The sequence below is a fragment of the Pseudomonas sp. SDO5271_S396 genome (genome assembly GCF_054071795.1).
Genome location: NZ_JBSVWB010000018.1, coordinates 28,825 through 45,479, shown reverse-complemented (window position 1 = coordinate 45,479; position 16,655 = coordinate 28,825). Strand labels below are relative to the sequence as shown.

The 16,655-nt window shown below is 62.4% G+C and carries 16 protein-coding genes; 10 read left to right on the top strand and 6 right to left on the bottom strand.

Annotated features, from left to right (window positions below; all coding sequences use genetic code 11):
- Nucleotides 1-13: 13 nt before the first annotated feature.
- A complete protein-coding gene (gene gabT, locus ACW9IN_RS14555) occupies nt 14-1,291 on the top strand; it encodes a 4-aminobutyrate--2-oxoglutarate transaminase (RefSeq protein WP_457366540.1) in 1,278 nt (425 codons plus the stop codon).
- A 137-nt stretch (nt 1,292-1,428) separates the two neighbouring features.
- On the top strand, nt 1,429-2,637 hold the full coding sequence (locus ACW9IN_RS14550; protein WP_457366539.1) for an HDOD domain-containing protein: 1,209 nt from the start codon (nt 1,429-1,431) through the stop codon (nt 2,635-2,637).
- Nucleotides 2,638-2,767: 130 nt separating this feature from the next.
- Here the strand turns inward: ACW9IN_RS14550 and ACW9IN_RS14545 are convergent, their stop codons facing one another.
- Together ACW9IN_RS14545 and desA are read right to left on the bottom strand one after the other, a co-directional pair.
- Nucleotides 2,768-3,769 carry a GGDEF domain-containing protein gene (locus tag ACW9IN_RS14545; RefSeq protein WP_457366538.1) on the bottom strand — a complete coding sequence of 334 codons (1,002 nt, stop codon included), beginning with the start codon at nt 3,767-3,769 and terminating at the stop codon, nt 2,768-2,770.
- 200 nt (nt 3,770-3,969) lie between these two features.
- Nucleotides 3,970-5,154 carry a delta-9 fatty acid desaturase DesA gene (desA, locus tag ACW9IN_RS14540; protein WP_457366537.1) on the bottom strand — a complete coding sequence of 395 codons (1,185 nt, stop codon included), beginning with the start codon at nt 5,152-5,154 and terminating at the stop codon, nt 3,970-3,972.
- 164 nt (nt 5,155-5,318) lie between these two features.
- On the opposite strand from desA, the gene dibA reads away from it, so the two are divergent.
- The 6 genes from dibA to ACW9IN_RS14510 all read left to right on the top strand — a co-directional run bounded on the left by dibA (nt 5,319) and on the right by ACW9IN_RS14510 (nt 11,559).
- On the top strand, nt 5,319-7,235 hold the full coding sequence (dibA, locus tag ACW9IN_RS14535; RefSeq protein WP_457366536.1) for a phosphodiesterase DibA: 1,917 nt from the start codon (nt 5,319-5,321) through the stop codon (nt 7,233-7,235).
- A gap of 297 nt (nt 7,236-7,532) precedes the next feature.
- Complete coding sequence (oscA, locus tag ACW9IN_RS14530) at nt 7,533-7,715, top strand: sulfur starvation response protein OscA (RefSeq protein WP_003170956.1); 183 nt, start codon at nt 7,533-7,535, stop codon at nt 7,713-7,715.
- A 67-nt stretch (nt 7,716-7,782) separates the two neighbouring features.
- Nucleotides 7,783-8,793 carry a sulfate ABC transporter substrate-binding protein gene (locus tag ACW9IN_RS14525; RefSeq protein WP_457366535.1) on the top strand — a complete coding sequence of 337 codons (1,011 nt, stop codon included), beginning with the start codon at nt 7,783-7,785 and terminating at the stop codon, nt 8,791-8,793.
- A 77-nt stretch (nt 8,794-8,870) separates the two neighbouring features.
- Nucleotides 8,871-9,689 (top strand): sulfate ABC transporter permease subunit CysT, encoded by an 819-nt coding sequence (gene cysT / locus ACW9IN_RS14520; RefSeq protein WP_457366534.1) that lies wholly within the window; start codon nt 8,871-8,873, stop codon nt 9,687-9,689.
- Nucleotides 9,690-9,702: 13 nt separating this feature from the next.
- Nucleotides 9,703-10,575, top strand: a complete 873-nt coding sequence (gene cysW / locus ACW9IN_RS14515) for a sulfate ABC transporter permease subunit CysW (RefSeq protein ID WP_457366533.1) — start codon at nt 9,703-9,705, stop codon at nt 10,573-10,575.
- A 3-nt stretch (nt 10,576-10,578) separates the two neighbouring features.
- On the top strand, nt 10,579-11,559 hold the full coding sequence (locus tag ACW9IN_RS14510; RefSeq protein ID WP_457366532.1) for a sulfate/molybdate ABC transporter ATP-binding protein: 981 nt from the start codon (nt 10,579-10,581) through the stop codon (nt 11,557-11,559).
- A gap of 63 nt (nt 11,560-11,622) precedes the next feature.
- Here ACW9IN_RS14510 and ACW9IN_RS14505 read toward each other — a convergent pair whose 3' ends face one another.
- Nucleotides 11,623-12,150: an Mpo1 family 2-hydroxy fatty acid dioxygenase gene (locus ACW9IN_RS14505; RefSeq protein WP_457366531.1), complete on the bottom strand. Its 528-nt coding sequence runs from the start codon at nt 12,148-12,150 to the stop codon at nt 11,623-11,625.
- 83 nt (nt 12,151-12,233) lie between these two features.
- Here ACW9IN_RS14505 and ACW9IN_RS14500 point away from each other — a divergent pair, with 83 nt between their 5' ends.
- A complete protein-coding gene (locus tag ACW9IN_RS14500) occupies nt 12,234-12,920 on the top strand; it encodes a Crp/Fnr family transcriptional regulator (RefSeq protein WP_457366530.1) in 687 nt (228 codons plus the stop codon).
- Between the two features lie 22 nt (nt 12,921-12,942).
- On the opposite strand, the gene ACW9IN_RS14495 is transcribed toward ACW9IN_RS14500, so the two are convergent.
- The 3 genes from ACW9IN_RS14495 to ACW9IN_RS14485 all read right to left on the bottom strand — a co-directional run bounded on the left by ACW9IN_RS14495 (nt 12,943) and on the right by ACW9IN_RS14485 (nt 15,614).
- Nucleotides 12,943-13,899, bottom strand: coding sequence for a LysR family transcriptional regulator (locus tag ACW9IN_RS14495; RefSeq protein WP_457366529.1), 957 nt, complete (start codon nt 13,897-13,899; stop codon nt 12,943-12,945).
- Between the two features lie 97 nt (nt 13,900-13,996).
- A complete protein-coding gene (locus ACW9IN_RS14490) occupies nt 13,997-15,166 on the bottom strand; it encodes a CynX/NimT family MFS transporter (RefSeq protein ID WP_457366528.1) in 1,170 nt (389 codons plus the stop codon).
- The gene (locus tag ACW9IN_RS14485) at nt 15,153-15,614 is read right to left on the bottom strand and encodes a nucleoside deaminase (protein WP_457366527.1); all 462 of its coding nucleotides are present in this window, start codon (nt 15,612-15,614) and stop codon (nt 15,153-15,155) included. The genes ACW9IN_RS14490 and ACW9IN_RS14485 overlap by 14 nt, the downstream gene beginning before the upstream one ends.
- 105 nt (nt 15,615-15,719) lie before the next feature.
- Between ACW9IN_RS14485 and ACW9IN_RS14480 the strand changes: the two genes are divergently transcribed.
- On the top strand, nt 15,720-16,571 hold the full coding sequence (locus tag ACW9IN_RS14480; RefSeq protein WP_457366526.1) for a LysR family transcriptional regulator: 852 nt from the start codon (nt 15,720-15,722) through the stop codon (nt 16,569-16,571).
- Nucleotides 16,572-16,655 lie beyond the last annotated feature (84 nt).

The following is a 16,655-nucleotide window of genomic DNA, read 5'->3' as shown; positions in this document are numbered from 1 at the left end:
GAATGAGGACTTTATGAGCAAGACCAACGCTTCCCTGATGAAACGCCGCGAAGCCGCTGTACCCCGCGGTGTTGGCCAAATTCACCCGATCTTCGCCGACAGCGCGAAGAACGCCACCGTGACCGACGTTGAAGGTCGCGAGTTCATCGACTTCGCCGGCGGCATCGCGGTGCTGAACACCGGCCACGTGCACCCGAAAATCATCGCGGCCGTGACCGAGCAACTGAACAAGCTGACCCACACTTGCTTCCAGGTCCTGGCCTACGAGCCTTACGTGGAACTGTGCGAAAAAGTGAACGCCAAGGTCCCTGGCGACTTCGCCAAGAAGACCTTGCTGGTCACCACCGGCTCCGAAGCCGTTGAAAACGCCGTGAAGATCGCCCGCGCCGCCACTGGCCGTGCTGGTGTGATCGCCTTTACCGGCGCTTATCACGGTCGCACCATGATGACCCTGGGCCTCACCGGTAAAGTCGTGCCTTACTCGGCCGGCATGGGCCTGATGCCCGGCGGCGTGTTCCGCGCGCTGTACCCGAACGAACTGCACGGTGTGAGCATCGACGACTCCATCGCCAGCATCGAACGCATCTTCAAGAACGATGCCGAGCCGCGTGACATCGCCGCCATCATCATCGAGCCGGTGCAGGGTGAAGGCGGTTTCTACGTCGCGCCCAAAGCCTTCATGAAGCGCCTGCGCGAACTGTGCGACAAGCACGGCATCCTGCTGATCGCCGACGAAGTGCAAACCGGTGCGGGCCGTACCGGCACCTTCTTCGCCATGGAACAGATGGGCGTTGCCGCCGACCTGACCACCTTCGCCAAATCCATCGCAGGCGGCTTCCCGCTGGCCGGTGTGTGCGGCAAGGCCGAGTACATGGACGCCATTGCTCCGGGCGGCCTGGGCGGCACCTATGCCGGTAGCCCGATCGCTTGCGCAGCCGCGCTGGCGGTGATGGAAGTGTTCGAAGAAGAGCACCTGCTGGACCGCTGCAAGGCGGTTGGCGAGCGTCTCGTGACTGGCCTCAAGGCCATCCAGGCCAAGTACCCGATCATCGGCGAAGTGCGTGCCCTGGGCGCAATGATCGCAGTCGAGCTGTTCGACGACGGCGACACCCACAAGCCGAACGCGGCGGCCGTTGCCTCCGTGGTGGCCAAGGCGCGTGAGAAGGGCCTGATCCTGCTGAGCTGCGGCACCTACGGCAACGTATTGCGCGTGCTGGTCCCGCTGACCTCGCCGGACGAGCAACTGGACAAAGGCCTGGCGATCATCGAAGAGTGCTTCGCAGAGCTGTAAGCGGGCTGGTGTATCGACGGAAAAACCCGCTTCGGCGGGTTTTTTTATGGGCGCTGCAGCACTTTCCAGCGTTGTTCATTGTACGTAGCCAGCCGCATTGTCTAAGGTTGCAAGCATTGCCCGATGGAGCGTGCAGGATGACTGCTGTTGATTTGCCGGCTGTACCCAGAGTGTTGATTGCCGAGGCGGACCCTTGGTCGCGGGATCTGCTCAAGCAAGTGTTGTTGAATGTGCGCTGTGATGCGCGGCTGGATGTGTGTGCCGATGGGCACCAGGCGGCCACGCTGTTGAAAGCCAAGACCTACGACCTGATCCTCGCGGACTGGGAACTGCCGGGCATCGATGGCCTGAACCTGCTGCGCACCCTGCGCCAGCAGCGTCGCTCCCCCGCGCTGCCGTTCATTCTGTTGAGCAGTCGCAACGACAGCGCCAGCGTGCGCGAAGCCTTGCCCCTGGCGCCCACGGCGTATCTCACCAAACCCTTGAACATGGAAGGCCTGACCCAGCGGCTGCAAGACCTGCTGCTCAACGAAGGCGAGACCGTGTATTGCGAAGTGCCGCCGCTGGCGCCCGGCATAACCCTGCCGGTGTTCCTCGAGCGCCGCCGCGAGGCCTCCGATGGCGCACCGTTGCGGGTCGATGTGAAAGCCGCCGTGCAACACAGCCTGGGGGCCGAGGGCCTGGACCTCAAGCGCCTCGAAGACCAGGTGCGCATGGACCCGCAAATCACCGCGGTGCTGATTGCCGCCGCCAACAGCGCCGGCCATCACGGCACACCGGTCCAGACCCTGACGCAGGCGTTGCACAAGCTCGCCGCCGGGCAAAGCATGAACCTGATCCTCGGCCTGGCGCTGAAACACAACGTGGTCTTGGGCGATCCGGCCCTGGTGGCCTATGCCGAGCGTCACTGGCAGGTGTCCCAGGACACCGCCGACTACGCGCAGCGCCTGGCACGCATGCTGGATCTGGACCACGAGCGCTGCTACAGCGCCGGCATCCTGCATCGGCTGGGCGACCTGGCGCTGCTGCGTTGCCTGGAGGACTGGCGCCAGGGCGGCGGGGCGCTGGATGACGAAACGATCGGCGAATCCCTCTACACCTTTGGCGCCGCCTACGGTTCAGCGTTGCGTGCGCGTTGGCGTCTGCCGTTGGAGCTGCGTCAGTTGATCGCAGCGATCTATTCCCTGGAGGGCGGCGTGTATGCGCGGGATGCGCTGGTGGTGAACCTGGCCGCGCAGATGGCGCGTTTGACCGAGCATGAGGGGCTGGAGGCGCTGGCGGCGGGCAAGACGGCGCGACTGCTCAAGGTGGGCTTGTCGGAGCTCACGCGGGTGCGCAAGGCCTAGAAAGCGACAACGTCCAAATGTGGGAGCGGGCTTGCCCGCGAAAGCGCCGTGTCAGTCGATACATGTGTCGCTCAGCCACTGCTTTCGCGGGCAAGCCCGCTCCCACATGGTTTATGGTTTGCGGCAGATTTCAGCCCGCTATGACGCGGTTCTTGCCCTGGCGCTTGGCTTCGTACATCGCGGCGTCCGCCCGTGCGAACAGGCTGTCCAGGGTCGAGTCCTCTTCACGCAGGCTTGCCAGGCCCTGGCTGACCGTCACGGTGAACGCCTGGCCTTCGTAGCTGAAACCCAGTTCCTGAATCTCCCTGCCCAGGCGTTCGGCTACCTGCAAAGCCATTTCCGGCACGCAGCCTGGCAGTACGGCGGCGAATTCTTCGCCGCCAATGCGCCCGAACAGATCGCCACGGCGCAAAACCCCTCGACCGCTCTCGGCGATGCGTCGCAGCACCTGGTCGCCCTCCAGATGGCCGTAGGAGTCGTTGATGTCTTTGAAGTCATCGATGTCTAGCAGCAGGAAGGCCAACGGCGCGCCCTGGGCGCAGGCGGTATCGAACGCCTGGTTGGCGCACTCGAAAAAATGGCGGCGGTTACTGCTCTGGGTCAGCGCGTCGGTGGTGGCCAGGCGTTGTAGCTCAAGCTCAAGGGCTTTTTTCTCGGTGATGTCCTCGGCCATGCCCACCACGATCACCGGCTCACCGGGTGAGGCCTGTTGGTTGATGTAGCACTTGTCGCTCAGCCAGCGGATCTGTCCGTTGGCAGTGATGATGCGGTACTCGCGGTCTTCCACTGCGCCTTGTTCCAGCACGCGGGCCAGGCTGTGCTCGGCGTAGTCGAGGTCTTCGGGATGGATGCTGTTGCGCCATTCGCGATGGTCTGCCAGCAACAGGCCGGCGGGGCGTCCGAACACCCGCTCGTAAGCCGGGCTGACGTATAGCACGCGACGTGTATCCCAATCGATGGCCCAGAGCACGGCGTTCACACTAACCAGCAGCGAACTCAGCAGTTGCTCACGCTCACTCAGGCGCTCGACTTCACCCTGGGCATGCATCAGCGCCAGCAGGGTGGCCGCCGCTGCCGGGCGAGGATGCCCCACGGCAGGGGGTTCGGCTGAATAGGGGGTGTCATGGACCATCGGCACAACTCTCTCTGGGCGCGCCGCAGGATGGAACAGCGGTCGCTACAAGGGGCCACCATGATGGCGAAGTGTTCTTTGAGAGAGAGGAATCGCGGTGAAGTTCCGTCGACGGGCCGACTAAGAAATGACGTCAGAAAGCGGAGACAGGGAAAATTCGAGGGTATGCGGACTTGCCGAAGCACGCCCGCACAGCTGTATCAGACCGCCGCAGGGCGCAGCGAATAGGTCTTCAATTGGTGGGCAAAATCCCGCAGGGACTGAATGCCGCTGGCCTCCGCTTCGTGCACCCATTCCTTGATGGCCGCCAGCATGTCATGGCCGTTGGCACTGGTCTTGAGCCAGATCTGTTGCAGGGCCAGGCGCTTTTCGTAGATTACTTTCAGGGCCTGGCTGTGTTCCAGCATGCCCTGGATGCGCACATGGTGACGGTCATCCAGCAGGCTGGTTTCCCGCGACAGCAAGCGCTTGGCGCGATGGAACTGGTGGCGCACCGAGTGATCGACTTTCTCCAGCTCCTGCTTGACCAGCGGGCCGATCACCAGCTTGCGGTACTGGGCCATGATCTGGAAGCGGTTGTTGAGAATCGCCATGGCGGTGTCCATGTCCAGATGGCCCTTGCCTTCGACGCGGTGGGCAATCGGCGCCACACGCTGCACCTTGGCCAGGCGCAGGAAACTGAACACCTTGATCCACGCCCAGCCCATGTCGAACTCCCATTTTTTCACCGACAGCTTGGCGGAGTTGGGGTAGGTGTGATGGTTGTTATGCAGCTCTTCGCCGCCAACGATGATGCCCCACGGGATCAGGTTGGTCGCCGCGTCACGGCATTCGAAATTGCGATAGCCGAACGCATGCCCCAGGCCGTTGATCACGCCGGCGGCCCAGAACGGAATCCACATCATCTGGATGGCCCAGATGGTGATGCCGATGGTGCCGAACAGCAGCAGGTCGATCACGCCCATGATCGCCACGCCCAGCAGCGGGTAGGGCGTATAGAGTTTGCGCTCGATCCAGTCTTCGGGGCAGTTCTTGCCGTAGATGCGCAGGGTTTCCGGGTTCTCGGCCTCGGCGCGGTACAGTTCGGCGCCCTTGCGCATGACTGTGGAGAGGCCCTTGATCACCGGGCTGTGCGGGTCGTCGATGGTTTCGCACTTGGCGTGGTGTTTACGATGGATGGCGGTCCATTCGCGGGTGTTCTGGCCAGTGGTCAACCACAGCCAGAAGCGGAAGACGTGTTTGAGGCCACCGTTGAGCTCCAGGGAGCGGTGGGCCGAATAACGATGCAGATAAACCGTGACCGAAACGATGGTCACGTGGGTCATCAACAGAGTGACTGCCACCAGTTGCCAGGCCGACAAGTCAAGAAAACCGTTGTACCACATAGGCTGTATGGCCCTCAGATAAAGAAAAACAACGCACGCATTATCACTCAGCACACACAGAAAACCAGCCGACGTTTCAGATAGGAGTGACTGGATGTTTCTTAATCTATAATCCGCAGCCTTTGTAGGGCGATTCTGTGTTTTTGGTAAGGATTACTGACCGTATGCTGTTTTCGTACCGAGGTGCCCTGTGTGCGGGGCTGGTATACCTGCTGGTTTCGAGTGCCTGGATCGGGCTCACTGATCACGTATTGATCAAGTTTCTCGATGACCCGGCTCAACTGAACCGCTGGCTGCAGGTAAGCAGCTATGCCTGGGTGGTCTTGAGCGCTGCGTTCATTTACCTGATTTGCGCCCGTTCTGCGCGGACCACTCGGTTGCAGCAACCCCTGAAGGAAAACCGCGAGCGTTTGCGTCAGGCCGCCGCCGTGTTCGACTGCACCCGCGAAGGGGTGTTGGTCACGGACGCCAACGGCCTGATCGTGCATGTCAACCGGGCCTTTATGGCGATCACCGGCTATCGGCGTGAAGACGTCATGGGCGAGCAGCCGAGCCTGTTCAAATCCGGGCGCCATTCGTCGCATTTTTACCAGCAGATGTTCCAGACCCTCGCGCGCGAGGGCGAGTGGAGCGGCGAGATCTGGAACCGGCGTAAAAGCGGCGAAATTTACCCGCAGTGGCAAACCATTCGCGCGATCCGGGACGATCAGGGGCAGATCAGCCACTACGTCGCCGTATTTTCCGACATCAGCGCCATCAAGGACTCCGAACATGAACTGGCTCGCCTGGCCCATCACGACCCACTGACTGACTTGCCCAACCGTCTGTTGTTCAGCGACCGCGCCGAGCAGGCACTGGCTTCCGCGCAAGTGCACAAGCGCGGTTGTGCCCTGCTGCTGCTGGACCTGGACCATTTCAAGATCATCAACGACAGCCTGGGCCATAACGTCGGCGACCAATTGCTCAAGGTCGTGGGTGAGCGGCTCAAGGGCCTGTTCGGTCCCGGCATGACCCTGGCGCGTTTGGGGGGTGATGAGTTCGCCGTGCTGGCGGAAAGCTGTTCGCAGGTGGCGCAAGCCGCGGCTCTGGCCCAGCGCATTCTGGAGGCGATGAAGCAGCCGTTCGTGTTTGATGGCCACCAGCTATTTATCAGCGCCAGCATTGGCATCAGCCTGTTCCCCAGCGATGCCCTGAGTGCCGAGCAATTGTTGCGCAACGCCGACTCCGCGCTGTTCAAAGCCAAGAGCGCCGGTCGCGAAGGCTACGCGCTGTACACCGAAGAACTTACCGCCCACGCCCAGCATCGCGTGGAAATCGCCAGTGAACTGCGCCGCGCCCTCGACCAGCATGAGCTGCGCCTTCATTACCAGCCCGTGTACGGCCTGGAGGGCAGCTGTCTGATCGGTGTCGAAGCGTTGGTGCGTTGGCAGCACCCGGAACGCGGGCTGGTGCCGCCCGGCGAATTTATCCCCATCGCCGAACGTACCGGGCTGATCGCCGATATCGACGCCTGGGTCATGGACCAGGCCTGCCGTCAGATGGTCCGGTGGCTGGCGGAGGGTGTGTCGTTGAGCTTTATCGCGGTGAATGTTTCCAGCCGCCTGTTCGCTCGGCGCGAATTGTACGAGCAAGTGGCGCAGGTGCTGCATGACACCGGCCTGGACCCTGCGTTTCTGGAACTGGAAGTCACCGAAAGTGCGGTAATGGATGACCCCGAGGTGGCGCTGGAGCAACTGCACCGCCTGCGCGAGCTGGGCTTGCGCCTGGCCATCGATGACTTTGGCACCGGCTATTCGTCCTTGTTGCGCCTCAAACGCCTGCCGGTGCAGAAACTCAAGATCGACCAGGGGTTCGTGGCCGGGTTGCCGTGGGATGAAGACGATGCCGCCATCGTGCGCGTAGTCATCGCCCTGGCCAAAAGCATGGGCATGCAGGTGCACGCCGAAGGCATCGAACAGCGGGAGCAGGCACTGTTCCTGCTGGACCACGGCTGCGACATGGGGCAGGGGTACTGGTTTGGTCGGCCGGTGCCGGCAGGGGACGTTGATTGGCTGCGAGCCCCCGCAATTCGGCAGGCATAACGCGGTCAATGTGGGAGCCGGGCTTGCCCGCGATGGCGGTCTTGCATTCGAAATATTGGGGGCCTGACACAACTCTATCGCGGGCAAGCCCGGCTCCCACAGGGTTCAGCAGCGTCCTGACAACAGTATTTTCATGCTTGAAACCCTTGCAACCCCACGCCCCGTCAGAAAATTCTTTCCAGTTATATAAACATTCTTAAATAGTATTTTTAAGAATATCCGCGCTTATCTACTATCGCCCTCACGCCGCAAGCAGTGCCGCCACTGCCGGGCACTATTCATTTCAGGAGCGAGACCATGAGCGCATCTCTACGTAGCGTCGACGGCCAGGACGAAGCAGCCATTTTGCGTGAGATCCAGAGCGCGTTGCGCGATCTGCGGTTTGGCGCGGTGGAAATCACTGTGCACAACGCTCAAGTGGTACAGATTGAACGCAAGGAAAAATTCCGTCTGCAGAACCCGGGCAACAAACCGAGCTAAGCAGCCACGGCGATAGACCCGCAACCATAAGAAAAAAGCCAACACCCCAGAATTTTCAGGAGCTTCTATGTCGTCGATTCGCCGTTACGCCCTGGCCGCCCTGGCCAGCGCCGTGTTTGCAGGTTCTGCCGTGGCCAAGGACTACGAGTTGCTCAACGTCTCGTACGACCCTACGCGTGAGCTGTACCAGGACTACAACGCTGAGTTCACCACGTTCTGGAAACAGTCCCACCCGGGCGACAACGTCAAGATCCAGCAATCCCACGGTGGCTCGGGCAAGCAAGGCCGCGCCGTGATCGACGGCTTGCGCGCCGACGTGGTCACCCTGGCCCTGGCCGGTGACATCGACGAAATCGCCAAATTGGGCAAGACCCTGCCGGAAAACTGGCAAACCCGCCTGCCGGAAGCCAGCACCCCGTACACCTCGACCATCGTGTTCCTGGTGCGCAAGGGCAACCCTAAAGGCATCAAGGATTGGGGCGACCTGATCAAGAAAGACGTGTCCGTGATCACGCCCAACCCGAAAACCTCCGGCGGTGCCCGCTGGAACTTCCTCGCCGCATGGGCCTACGGCCTCAAATCCGGCGGTAGCGAAGCCAAGGCCCAGGAGTACGTGAAAGAGTTGTTCAAGCACGTGCCTGTGCTGGACACCGGCGCTCGCGGTTCGACCATCACCTTCGTCAACAACGGTCAGGGCGACGTGTTGCTGGCGTGGGAAAACGAAGCCTTCCTGGCGCTGAAAGAAGACGGCGGTGCCGACAAGTTCGATATCGTCGTGCCTTCGCTGTCGATCCTCGCCGAACCGCCGGTGGCCGTGGTCGACAAGAACGCCGAGAAAAAGGGCAACACCGAAATCGCCACCGAATACCTGAAGCACCTGTACAGCCCGGCTGGCCAGGAAATTGCGGCGAAGAACTTCTACCGCCCGCGTGATGAAAAAGTGGCCGCCAAATACGCCCAGCAGTTCCCGAAACTGGACCTGGTGACTATCGACAAAGACTTCGGCGGCTGGAAAACTGCCCAACCGAAATTCTTTAACGACGGCGGCGTGTTCGACCAGATTTACACCGCGCAGTAAGCCGAGCAACAACCCGCCCACAGAGCCCGCATTCACCTGCGGGTTTTGTGTGTCAGTTCCCTTGACCAAGGACTCTTATGTCGCGTCGTATCTCCCCCGTCATACCCGGCTTCGGGCTGACGCTGGGCTACACCGTGGTGTACCTCAGCCTGATCGTACTCATCCCCCTTGCGGCGATGTTCGTACATGCCGCTCAACTCACCTGGGATCAGTTCTGGAACATCATCTCCGCACCGCGCGTGCTGGCGGCGTTGCAACTGAGCTTCAGCACCGCGCTGTATGCCGCGTTGATCAATGGCGTGATCGGCACGCTGCTCGCCTGGGTGCTGGTGCGCTACACCTTCCCCGGGCGCAAGGTCATCGACGCGATGATCGACCTGCCGTTCGCGCTGCCCACGGCCGTGGCCGGTATCGCGCTGACTGCGCTGTACACACCCAACGGTTTCGTCGGCCAGTTCGCGGCTGACCTGGGCTTCAAGATCGCCTACACACCGCTGGGCATTACGCTGGCGCTGACCTTCGTCACGCTGCCGTTCGTGGTGCGTACCGTGCAGCCGGTGCTGGCCGACATTCCGCGGGAAGTCGAAGAAGCCGCCGCCTGCCTGGGCGCCAAGCCGCTGCAAGTGTTCCGTCATATCCTCGTGCCGGCGTTGCTGCCTGCCTGGTTGACCGGTTTCGCGTTGGCGTTCGCCCGTGGCGTGGGTGAGTACGGTTCGGTGATCTTCATCGCCGGCAACATGCCGATGAAGACCGAGATCCTGCCGTTGCTGATCATGGTCAAGCTCGATCAATACGACTACCGCGGTGCCACCTCCATCGGTGTGCTGATGCTGGTGGTTTCCTTTGTCCTGCTGCTGCTGATCAACTTGTTGCAGCGGCGCATCGAACGTCCATAAGGAGGCGCGGAACATGTCCCAATCGTCTATTTCCGCCGCGTCTTCGGCCAATGCTGCCCGCCGTGGCAGCGCCGCATCGCGACGTATCCTGATCGGCCTTGGCTGGCTGGTGTTCGCACTGTTCCTGCTGTTGCCGCTGTTGATCGTGGTGACCCAGGGCTTGAAGAACGGCCTCGGCGCGTTCTTCACCGCGATCCTTGAGCCGGACGCGCTGTCGGCGCTGAAACTCACGGTGATCGCCGTGGTGATTTCGGTGCCGCTCAACGTGGTGTTCGGCGTCAGCGCCGCCTGGTGCGTGAGCAAATACTCGTTCCGTGGCAAGAGCATCCTGGTGACGCTGATCGACCTGCCGTTCTCGGTGTCGCCGGTGATCGCGGGCCTGGTCTACGTGTTGATGTTCGGTGCCCAGGGCTTTTTCGGGCCCTGGCTTGCCGACCATGACATCCAGATCGTGTTCGCCCTGCCGGGCATCGTGCTGGCGACCATCTTCGTCACCGTGCCGTTCGTGGCCCGTGAGCTGATCCCGCTGATGCAGGAGCAGGGCACCCAGGAAGAAGAAGCCGCGCGCCTGCTGGGGGCCAACGGCTGGCAGATGTTCTGGCACGTGACCGTACCGAACATCAAATGGGGCCTGATCTACGGCGTGGTGCTGTGTACCGCGCGGGCCATGGGTGAGTTCGGTGCGGTGTCGGTGGTGTCCGGCCACATCCGTGGCGTAACCAATACCCTGCCGCTGCACGTCGAGATTCTCTATAACGAATACAACCATGTCGCCGCGTTTGCGGTGGCCAGCCTGCTGCTGATCCTGGCGCTCTTCATCCTGCTGCTCAAGCAGTGGAGCGAGAACCGTATCAACCGCCTGCGCAAAAGTGCCGGTGAGGAATAAGTCATGTCGATCGAAGTCCGTAATGTCAGCAAGAACTTCAACGCCTTCAAGGCCCTGAACAGCATCAATCTGGACATCCAGAGTGGCGAGCTGGTGGCGTTGCTTGGCCCGTCCGGCTGCGGCAAGACCACCTTGTTGCGCATCATCGCCGGTCTCGAAACCCCGGATGACGGCAACATCGTGTTCCACGGTGAAGACGTGTCCGGTCACGACGTGCGTGATCGCAACGTCGGGTTCGTGTTCCAGCACTATGCGTTGTTCCGCCACATGACCGTGTTCGATAACGTCGCGTTCGGCCTGCGCATGAAGCCAAAGAACCAGCGCCCGAGCGAAAGCCAGATCGCCAGCAAGGTGCATGAGCTGCTGAACATGGTGCAATTGGATTGGCTGTCGGACCGCTACCCGGAACAACTCTCCGGTGGCCAGCGCCAGCGTATCGCTCTGGCCCGTGCCCTGGCGGTGGAACCGAAAGTGCTGCTGCTGGATGAGCCTTTCGGCGCCCTCGACGCCAAGGTGCGTAAAGAGCTGCGCCGCTGGCTGGCGCGCCTGCACGAAGACATCAACCTGACCTCGGTGTTCGTGACCCACGACCAGGAAGAAGCCATGGAAGTCGCCGACCGCATCGTGGTGATGAACAAGGGTGTGATCGAGCAGATCGGCTCACCGGGCGAAGTCTATGAAAACCCGGCCAGCGATTTCGTTTACCACTTCCTCGGTGACTCCAACCGCCTGCACCTGGGCGAAGACAACCACGTGCTGTTCCGCCCCCACGAAGTGTCGCTGTCGCGCCATGAACTGGAAGACCATCACGCCGCCGAAGTACGCGACATCCGCCCATTGGGCGCGACCACCCGCGTGACGTTGAAAGTGGAAGGCCAGAGCGAGCTGATCGAAGCCGAAGTGGTGAAAGACCACGACAGCCTCACCGGTCTGGCGCGTGGCGAAACGTTGTTCTTCAAACCCAAGGTCTGGCAGAAAGCCTAAGCCCAGCCCATACACCCTGAGGGAGCTGGGCTTGTGTGGGAGCTGGCAAGCCAGCTCCCACATTCAGATCTTGCTCGGCTTCAGATCACGGCGGGTCACAGGCCCCGAGCGCTCCTCGATCTGCTGCTTCAGGTCATGGCGCAACCCCACCAGAAACGCCAGTTCCGCCACTACAAACAACGGCCCGACGATCAGTCCCGAGACGTCATCCACGAACGCCGGCTTCCTGCCTTCGTAATAGTGCCCGACAAACTGAATCACCCAGCCCACCACAAACATCCCGATGCCGCTGCCAAGCCACACCATCGTGCTTTGCGCCGCCAGCGCGTGTCCGGCCCACACCGACAGAGCCATCAGCGCGCTCATCAGCACGCCCAGCGCCAGTTCCAGGCGCAGGTAAAACCACGCCGCCATCAGCGCGACAATCACCGCTGGTGAAATCCACAGGCCGCCCACCACCCATTCGGGACGTGACAACAGCACGGCCACCGCGACGACAATCAGCGGAATGCCGATAAAGTGGCTGGCGATATTGCGCGGGTCGCGGTGGTAGGCGGCGTATTGACTGAGGTGGTCGACGAGGCTTTTCATTGTTGTTCCTCCTGTAGGATGTTTGATCATGCCCTGTCAGCCTTTGAGCAACTGTCAGCTGGGCGACAATCTTCGGAGTTCTCATGGACACAGAGAAATGGCTGCCCCGGCTGGCCACCGGTTACTGGTTCAGCCACTTGCCTGTTCCGTTTCAGCATAGTTTGCTGGCCAGCGCCCGGTTGCGGCAGCTGACGGCGGGGCAATACCTGTTCAAGCGCGGCGACCCGCCCTGCGGGCTGTATGCGGTGCTGGAAGGCACGCTGCGCATCAGCGCGGTGAATGAGCAGGGCAAAGAAGCGGTGTTGAGCCTGGTGGAGTTGCCGTACTGGTTTGGCGAAATCTGCCTGTTCGACGGTCTGCCCCGCACTCACGACGCCTGCGCGGTCGGGCCGTGCACGCTGTTGCAGGTGCCGCAACAGGCGATGCTCAAGCTGCTGGATGAAACGCCCCGGTACTGGCGTGACCTGGCGCTGTTGATGAGCCAGAAACTGCGCCTGAGTTTCATCGGCCTTGAACAGCTCAGCCTGATGCCCGCTTCCGTCCGCCTGGCCCATCGCCTGTTGATGATCAGTGAGGGCTATGGCGACATGGAGCACTCACGCAAGGTACTGCAACTGCCCCAGGAAGACCTGGCGGCGATGTTGAGCCTGTCGCGCCAGACCACCAACGCCTTGCTCAAGGATTTGCAGGCCCAGGGCATCGTGCGTCTGGGCTACGGTGAGATTGAAGTGCTGGATCTGCAACGGTTGCGTGGGGCGGCGCACACCTGAAGGGGCCCGACTCATACAGACTCTAGCGCAGCCCGTCGCTGGACTGCTCCGGCGTCATTCCCTTCCAATGCCAATCGGCCTGGTTTTCCACCGCCAACAGTGTCTCGATCATCGCCTTCGCCGCAGGTGACAGCCGAAACCCCGTCCGGCTGATGATCCCGCAGCGGTTGTTCAGGCTGTCCAGGCTGTGGGGCACGTTGCGCCAGTGCAGCACCTTCAGCGCACCGCTGGCCAGCTCATCGACAAAGGCTTCTTCGGCGCCCAGGCCAATGGCGTCGGACTGGCGCACGATGGTGGCCAGCGTCGAAAACTGCTCAAGCTCGATGGCAGGCGCAAAATCGATACGCCCGCTGAGGTTGGCGAGCAGTTTGCGAATGCCCGGTGCAATCAGCGGCGTGGCCAGCGGGAAGCCGAACAGGTCGTTGGTGGACAGGCTGTCCTTGGCCAGCAGCGGGTGCCCGACCCGGCAGAAAAATACGCTGCGCCGGGGCGTCAGGGCCTGGATCTGGAAGTTGGGATCGGCCTCGAAGTGGCGCACGTCAGCGATAAAGAATTCGATCTCTTCGCGGCTCAGGCTGCGCCCGAGTTTTTCCCAGTTATCCACCTGCAACGCGGTGCGCACTTTGGGATAGGTGGTGACGAACCGCGCCATCGCCTGGGGCACCAGGTTGACGGCCGCCACGGCGTCGCTGCCCAGACGCACTTCGCCGGCGTCGAGCTTGGTCATGCGCGTGACCTCATGGCTCAGCAGCGCGGCGCCCTGGACCAGGCTCAAGGCATGTTGCAGCACCACCTGGCCTTCGGGGGTGGGCCGCAGGTCCTTGTGGGCGCGGTCCACCAGTACGCAGCCGAATTCCTGTTCCAGGCCCTGGATACTGCGGCTGAATGCCGGCTGCGTGATGCCCATGGCGTCGGCGGCGCGCACAAAACTGCGGTGCTCGTTGAGCGCAATGAAATAACGCAGCTGACGGAGATCCATGGGGCGCCCGGCGTCCAAGAGGGAAACCGGGATTTTAAGGGGCTTGCTTATTCCGTCAATGAAGCTTGTTTGTTTTATCTAGACCTTAAATGCATATCTATAGAGCAGGCACCGTGCGGTAGGTGGCCGGGCTGAAAACCCGCGTCACCAGCAGCATGGCCACCACGGTCACCGTCAACACCGCCCAGGCGCTGACAAAGCTGCCGGTCAGCTCACGCAACCAGCCGGTCATCCACGGCGAAACCGCATTGATCAAAAAGCCCACGCCCTGCACGAACGCCGCCAGTTGCCCGGCTTGGCGCGGGTCGCGATGGTGGTCGAGGGTCAACAGCAGGCTCAGGGCGAAACACGCGCCCAGGCCGAAGCCGATCAACGCAACCCACAGGTGGGGGAGCTGTTGGGGGGCCATCAGCAAGCCGAGGTAACCCACGGTCTGCGCCAGCAGGCTGATGCCGAGCAAGGGGCGACGGTCGACGCCGCGCTGGGCCAGCACCGGCATCAGCAACGCCGCGATCACCTGGAAGATGGTCATGAACGCCAGCAGCGAACCGCTCGGCAACACGCCCCAGCCCAGTTGCTGGTAGTACGCGGGCAGCCACGCCACCATGCTCATGTAGCCGCAATTCACCAGGCCGAAATACAGCGCCAGCAGCCATGCGCGGCGGTTGCGCAAGCCCTTGAAGGCAGGCATCACAGAGGCGCTTCTGGGCGCACCCAGCGGCACGAACGCCCAGAGCAGCAATGCGGCCAGCGCCGGCAACAGCCAGATCCCGAGCCCCGCCTGCCACTGCTGGAAGTGCGTGGCCACCACCGGGCTGAGCAAGGCGGCCAGCCCGCCGCCGGCCATCAGCGACGCCGAGTACACGCCCATCGCCACCGGCACGCGGTGATGAAACTCGCGCTTGATCATCGCCGGCACCAACGCCTGGATCAGCGCCACCCCGGCGCCCCCCAGCAGGGCCGTGACCAGCAGCGCCGAGCCCTGGCCCATCAGCCAGCGCGCCAGGCACGCCAGCAGAATCATCATCAAGCCCAGGGCGATACCGCGCCGCTCGCCCAATCGGGCTTCCACGCGCACACCGACCAGGGCCACCAGCCCCATGCACACCACGGGCAGGCTGGTGAGCAGGGCGCTGCTCTGGAAACTCAAGCCGGTGGCCAGGCGGATCTCGCCCAGCAGCGGGCTGATGGAGCTGAGAATCGGCCGCAGATTCAGCCCCAGCACCACCAGCAGTCCCCAGCCGGCGAAGGATTTAGTGAGGGGCATGCAGGGTTTTCCACTGATGGTAGAGGGTGGTCATGGCCGGGTCTGGCAGGTGCCGGATCGGCAGGCGTTGCTCCTCCAGCGGCAAGCCGACCTGTTGCCCAATTGCCGCCGTCGACAAGCCGAACGGCTCGGCCATGGCGTTGCTGGCCGCAAACACCACCCGCTCCACGCCGCACAGGTACAGGGCGCTCAGGCACATCGGGCAGGGTTGACCGCTGGCGTAGATCACACAGCCTTCCAGACGTGTGCCGAGTTGCCGGCTGGCGGCGCGGATCGCCAACAGCTCGGCGTGGGCGGTGGGGTCCTGGGTCAGGTGGATTTCATTCACGGCTTCCACCAGCACGTTGCCGTTATGTGTGAGTACCGCGCCAAACGGTCGGCCGCCGTCGGCGACGTTGGCGTGGGCCAAGGCGACAGCGCGTTGCAAGTGCTGGAGATCGTCGGTCATGGAAGCCTCCCGGGCAGGATCAAAGGTGCAGTATGGGTAGCCCTGAAGGTATTCTGAAATTAAATATAACCATGCCAATCAGTGGCAAATGGAATGGTGATACCCATGTTCGATCCCGTGTTGCTGCGCAGCTTTGTCGCCGTTGTGGACTGCGGCAATTTCACCCGCGCCGCCGAGCGCCTGCATTTGACCCAGTCCACCGTCAGCCAGCAGATCCGCCGTCTGGAGGACGCCGTGGCGTGCCAACTGCTCGACCGCGACCAGCGCCGGGTGGTCGCCACCGCCGAAGGGGAACGCTTGCTGGCTTACGCGCGACGCATCCTGGCGCTGCATGAAGAGGCCGCCGACGTGTTGATCAATCAGCAGAGCGACGGCGTGTTGCGCCTGGGAGTACCGGAGGACTTCGCGGCCGAACGCCTGATGCCGTTGCTGTCGGCGTTTGTGGTCGCGCATCCCCGGGTGCGCCTGGAGGTCACCAGTGGCTTGGGGCCGGAACTGCAGCGCCAGTACCGTGGCGGTGAATTCGATGTGCTGTTGGTGAAGCAGATGGGGGAGAGCGATGACTGCCTTGCGTCCTGGCCGGAACCCTTGTGCTGGGTCGATAGCCGCAGCACGCCGTCCCTGGGGCGCGACCCGTTGCCGTTGGTGGCGTTTCCAGTGGGGGGGCTGTACCGCAACGAAATGCTGCAACACCTGGAAGTGGGCGGCTGGCGGTGGCGTATCGGCTATTCCAGCGCCAGCCTGGCCAGCGTGTGTTCGGCGGTGGCCGCAGGGCTGGGCATCAGCCTGCTGCCCGAAAGGGTCGTGCAGGCGGGGCATGTGGTGCTGGGGCCAGACAGCGGTTTGCCCGCCGTACAGGGCGTGCGACTGGCCCTGTATGCCCGCAGTGGCCTGGGCCCGGCGGGACAGACCTTGCAACGCCAATTGCTCGATTTGTGCGCAAACAGCCCGGCCTGAGCGATGCCTTTGCCGAATATTTTTTATGCCGTAAAAGCATCGAAAAATAGCACCTGCGCGCCAGGCCGCGGAGGACGTGGCTTT

Bases quoted from the DNA above. Each gene is read 5' to 3' on its own strand.
- gabT (WP_457366540.1), top strand. From the start codon at position 14: ATGAGCAAGACCAACGCTTCCCTGATGAAACGCCGCGAAGCCGCTGTA.
- ACW9IN_RS14550 (WP_457366539.1), top strand. From the start codon at position 1,429: ATGACTGCTGTTGATTTGCCGGCTGTACCCAGAGTGTTGATTGCCGAG.
- ACW9IN_RS14545 (WP_457366538.1), bottom strand. From the start codon at position 3,769: ATGGTCCATGACACCCCCTATTCAGCCGAACCCCCTGCCGTGGGGCAT.
- desA (WP_457366537.1), bottom strand. From the start codon at position 5,154: ATGTGGTACAACGGTTTTCTTGACTTGTCGGCCTGGCAACTGGTGGCA.
- dibA (WP_457366536.1), top strand. From the start codon at position 5,319: ATGCTGTTTTCGTACCGAGGTGCCCTGTGTGCGGGGCTGGTATACCTG.
- oscA (WP_003170956.1), top strand. From the start codon at position 7,533: ATGAGCGCATCTCTACGTAGCGTCGACGGCCAGGACGAAGCAGCCATT.
- ACW9IN_RS14525 (WP_457366535.1), top strand. From the start codon at position 7,783: ATGTCGTCGATTCGCCGTTACGCCCTGGCCGCCCTGGCCAGCGCCGTG.
- cysT (WP_457366534.1), top strand. From the start codon at position 8,871: ATGTCGCGTCGTATCTCCCCCGTCATACCCGGCTTCGGGCTGACGCTG.
- cysW (WP_457366533.1), top strand. From the start codon at position 9,703: ATGTCCCAATCGTCTATTTCCGCCGCGTCTTCGGCCAATGCTGCCCGC.
- ACW9IN_RS14510 (WP_457366532.1), top strand. From the start codon at position 10,579: ATGTCGATCGAAGTCCGTAATGTCAGCAAGAACTTCAACGCCTTCAAG.
- ACW9IN_RS14505 (WP_457366531.1), bottom strand. From the start codon at position 12,150: ATGAAAAGCCTCGTCGACCACCTCAGTCAATACGCCGCCTACCACCGC.
- ACW9IN_RS14500 (WP_457366530.1), top strand. From the start codon at position 12,234: ATGGACACAGAGAAATGGCTGCCCCGGCTGGCCACCGGTTACTGGTTC.
- ACW9IN_RS14495 (WP_457366529.1), bottom strand. From the start codon at position 13,899: ATGGATCTCCGTCAGCTGCGTTATTTCATTGCGCTCAACGAGCACCGC.
- ACW9IN_RS14490 (WP_457366528.1), bottom strand. From the start codon at position 15,166: ATGCCCCTCACTAAATCCTTCGCCGGCTGGGGACTGCTGGTGGTGCTG.
- ACW9IN_RS14485 (WP_457366527.1), bottom strand. From the start codon at position 15,614: ATGACCGACGATCTCCAGCACTTGCAACGCGCTGTCGCCTTGGCCCAC.
- ACW9IN_RS14480 (WP_457366526.1), top strand. From the start codon at position 15,720: ATGTTCGATCCCGTGTTGCTGCGCAGCTTTGTCGCCGTTGTGGACTGC.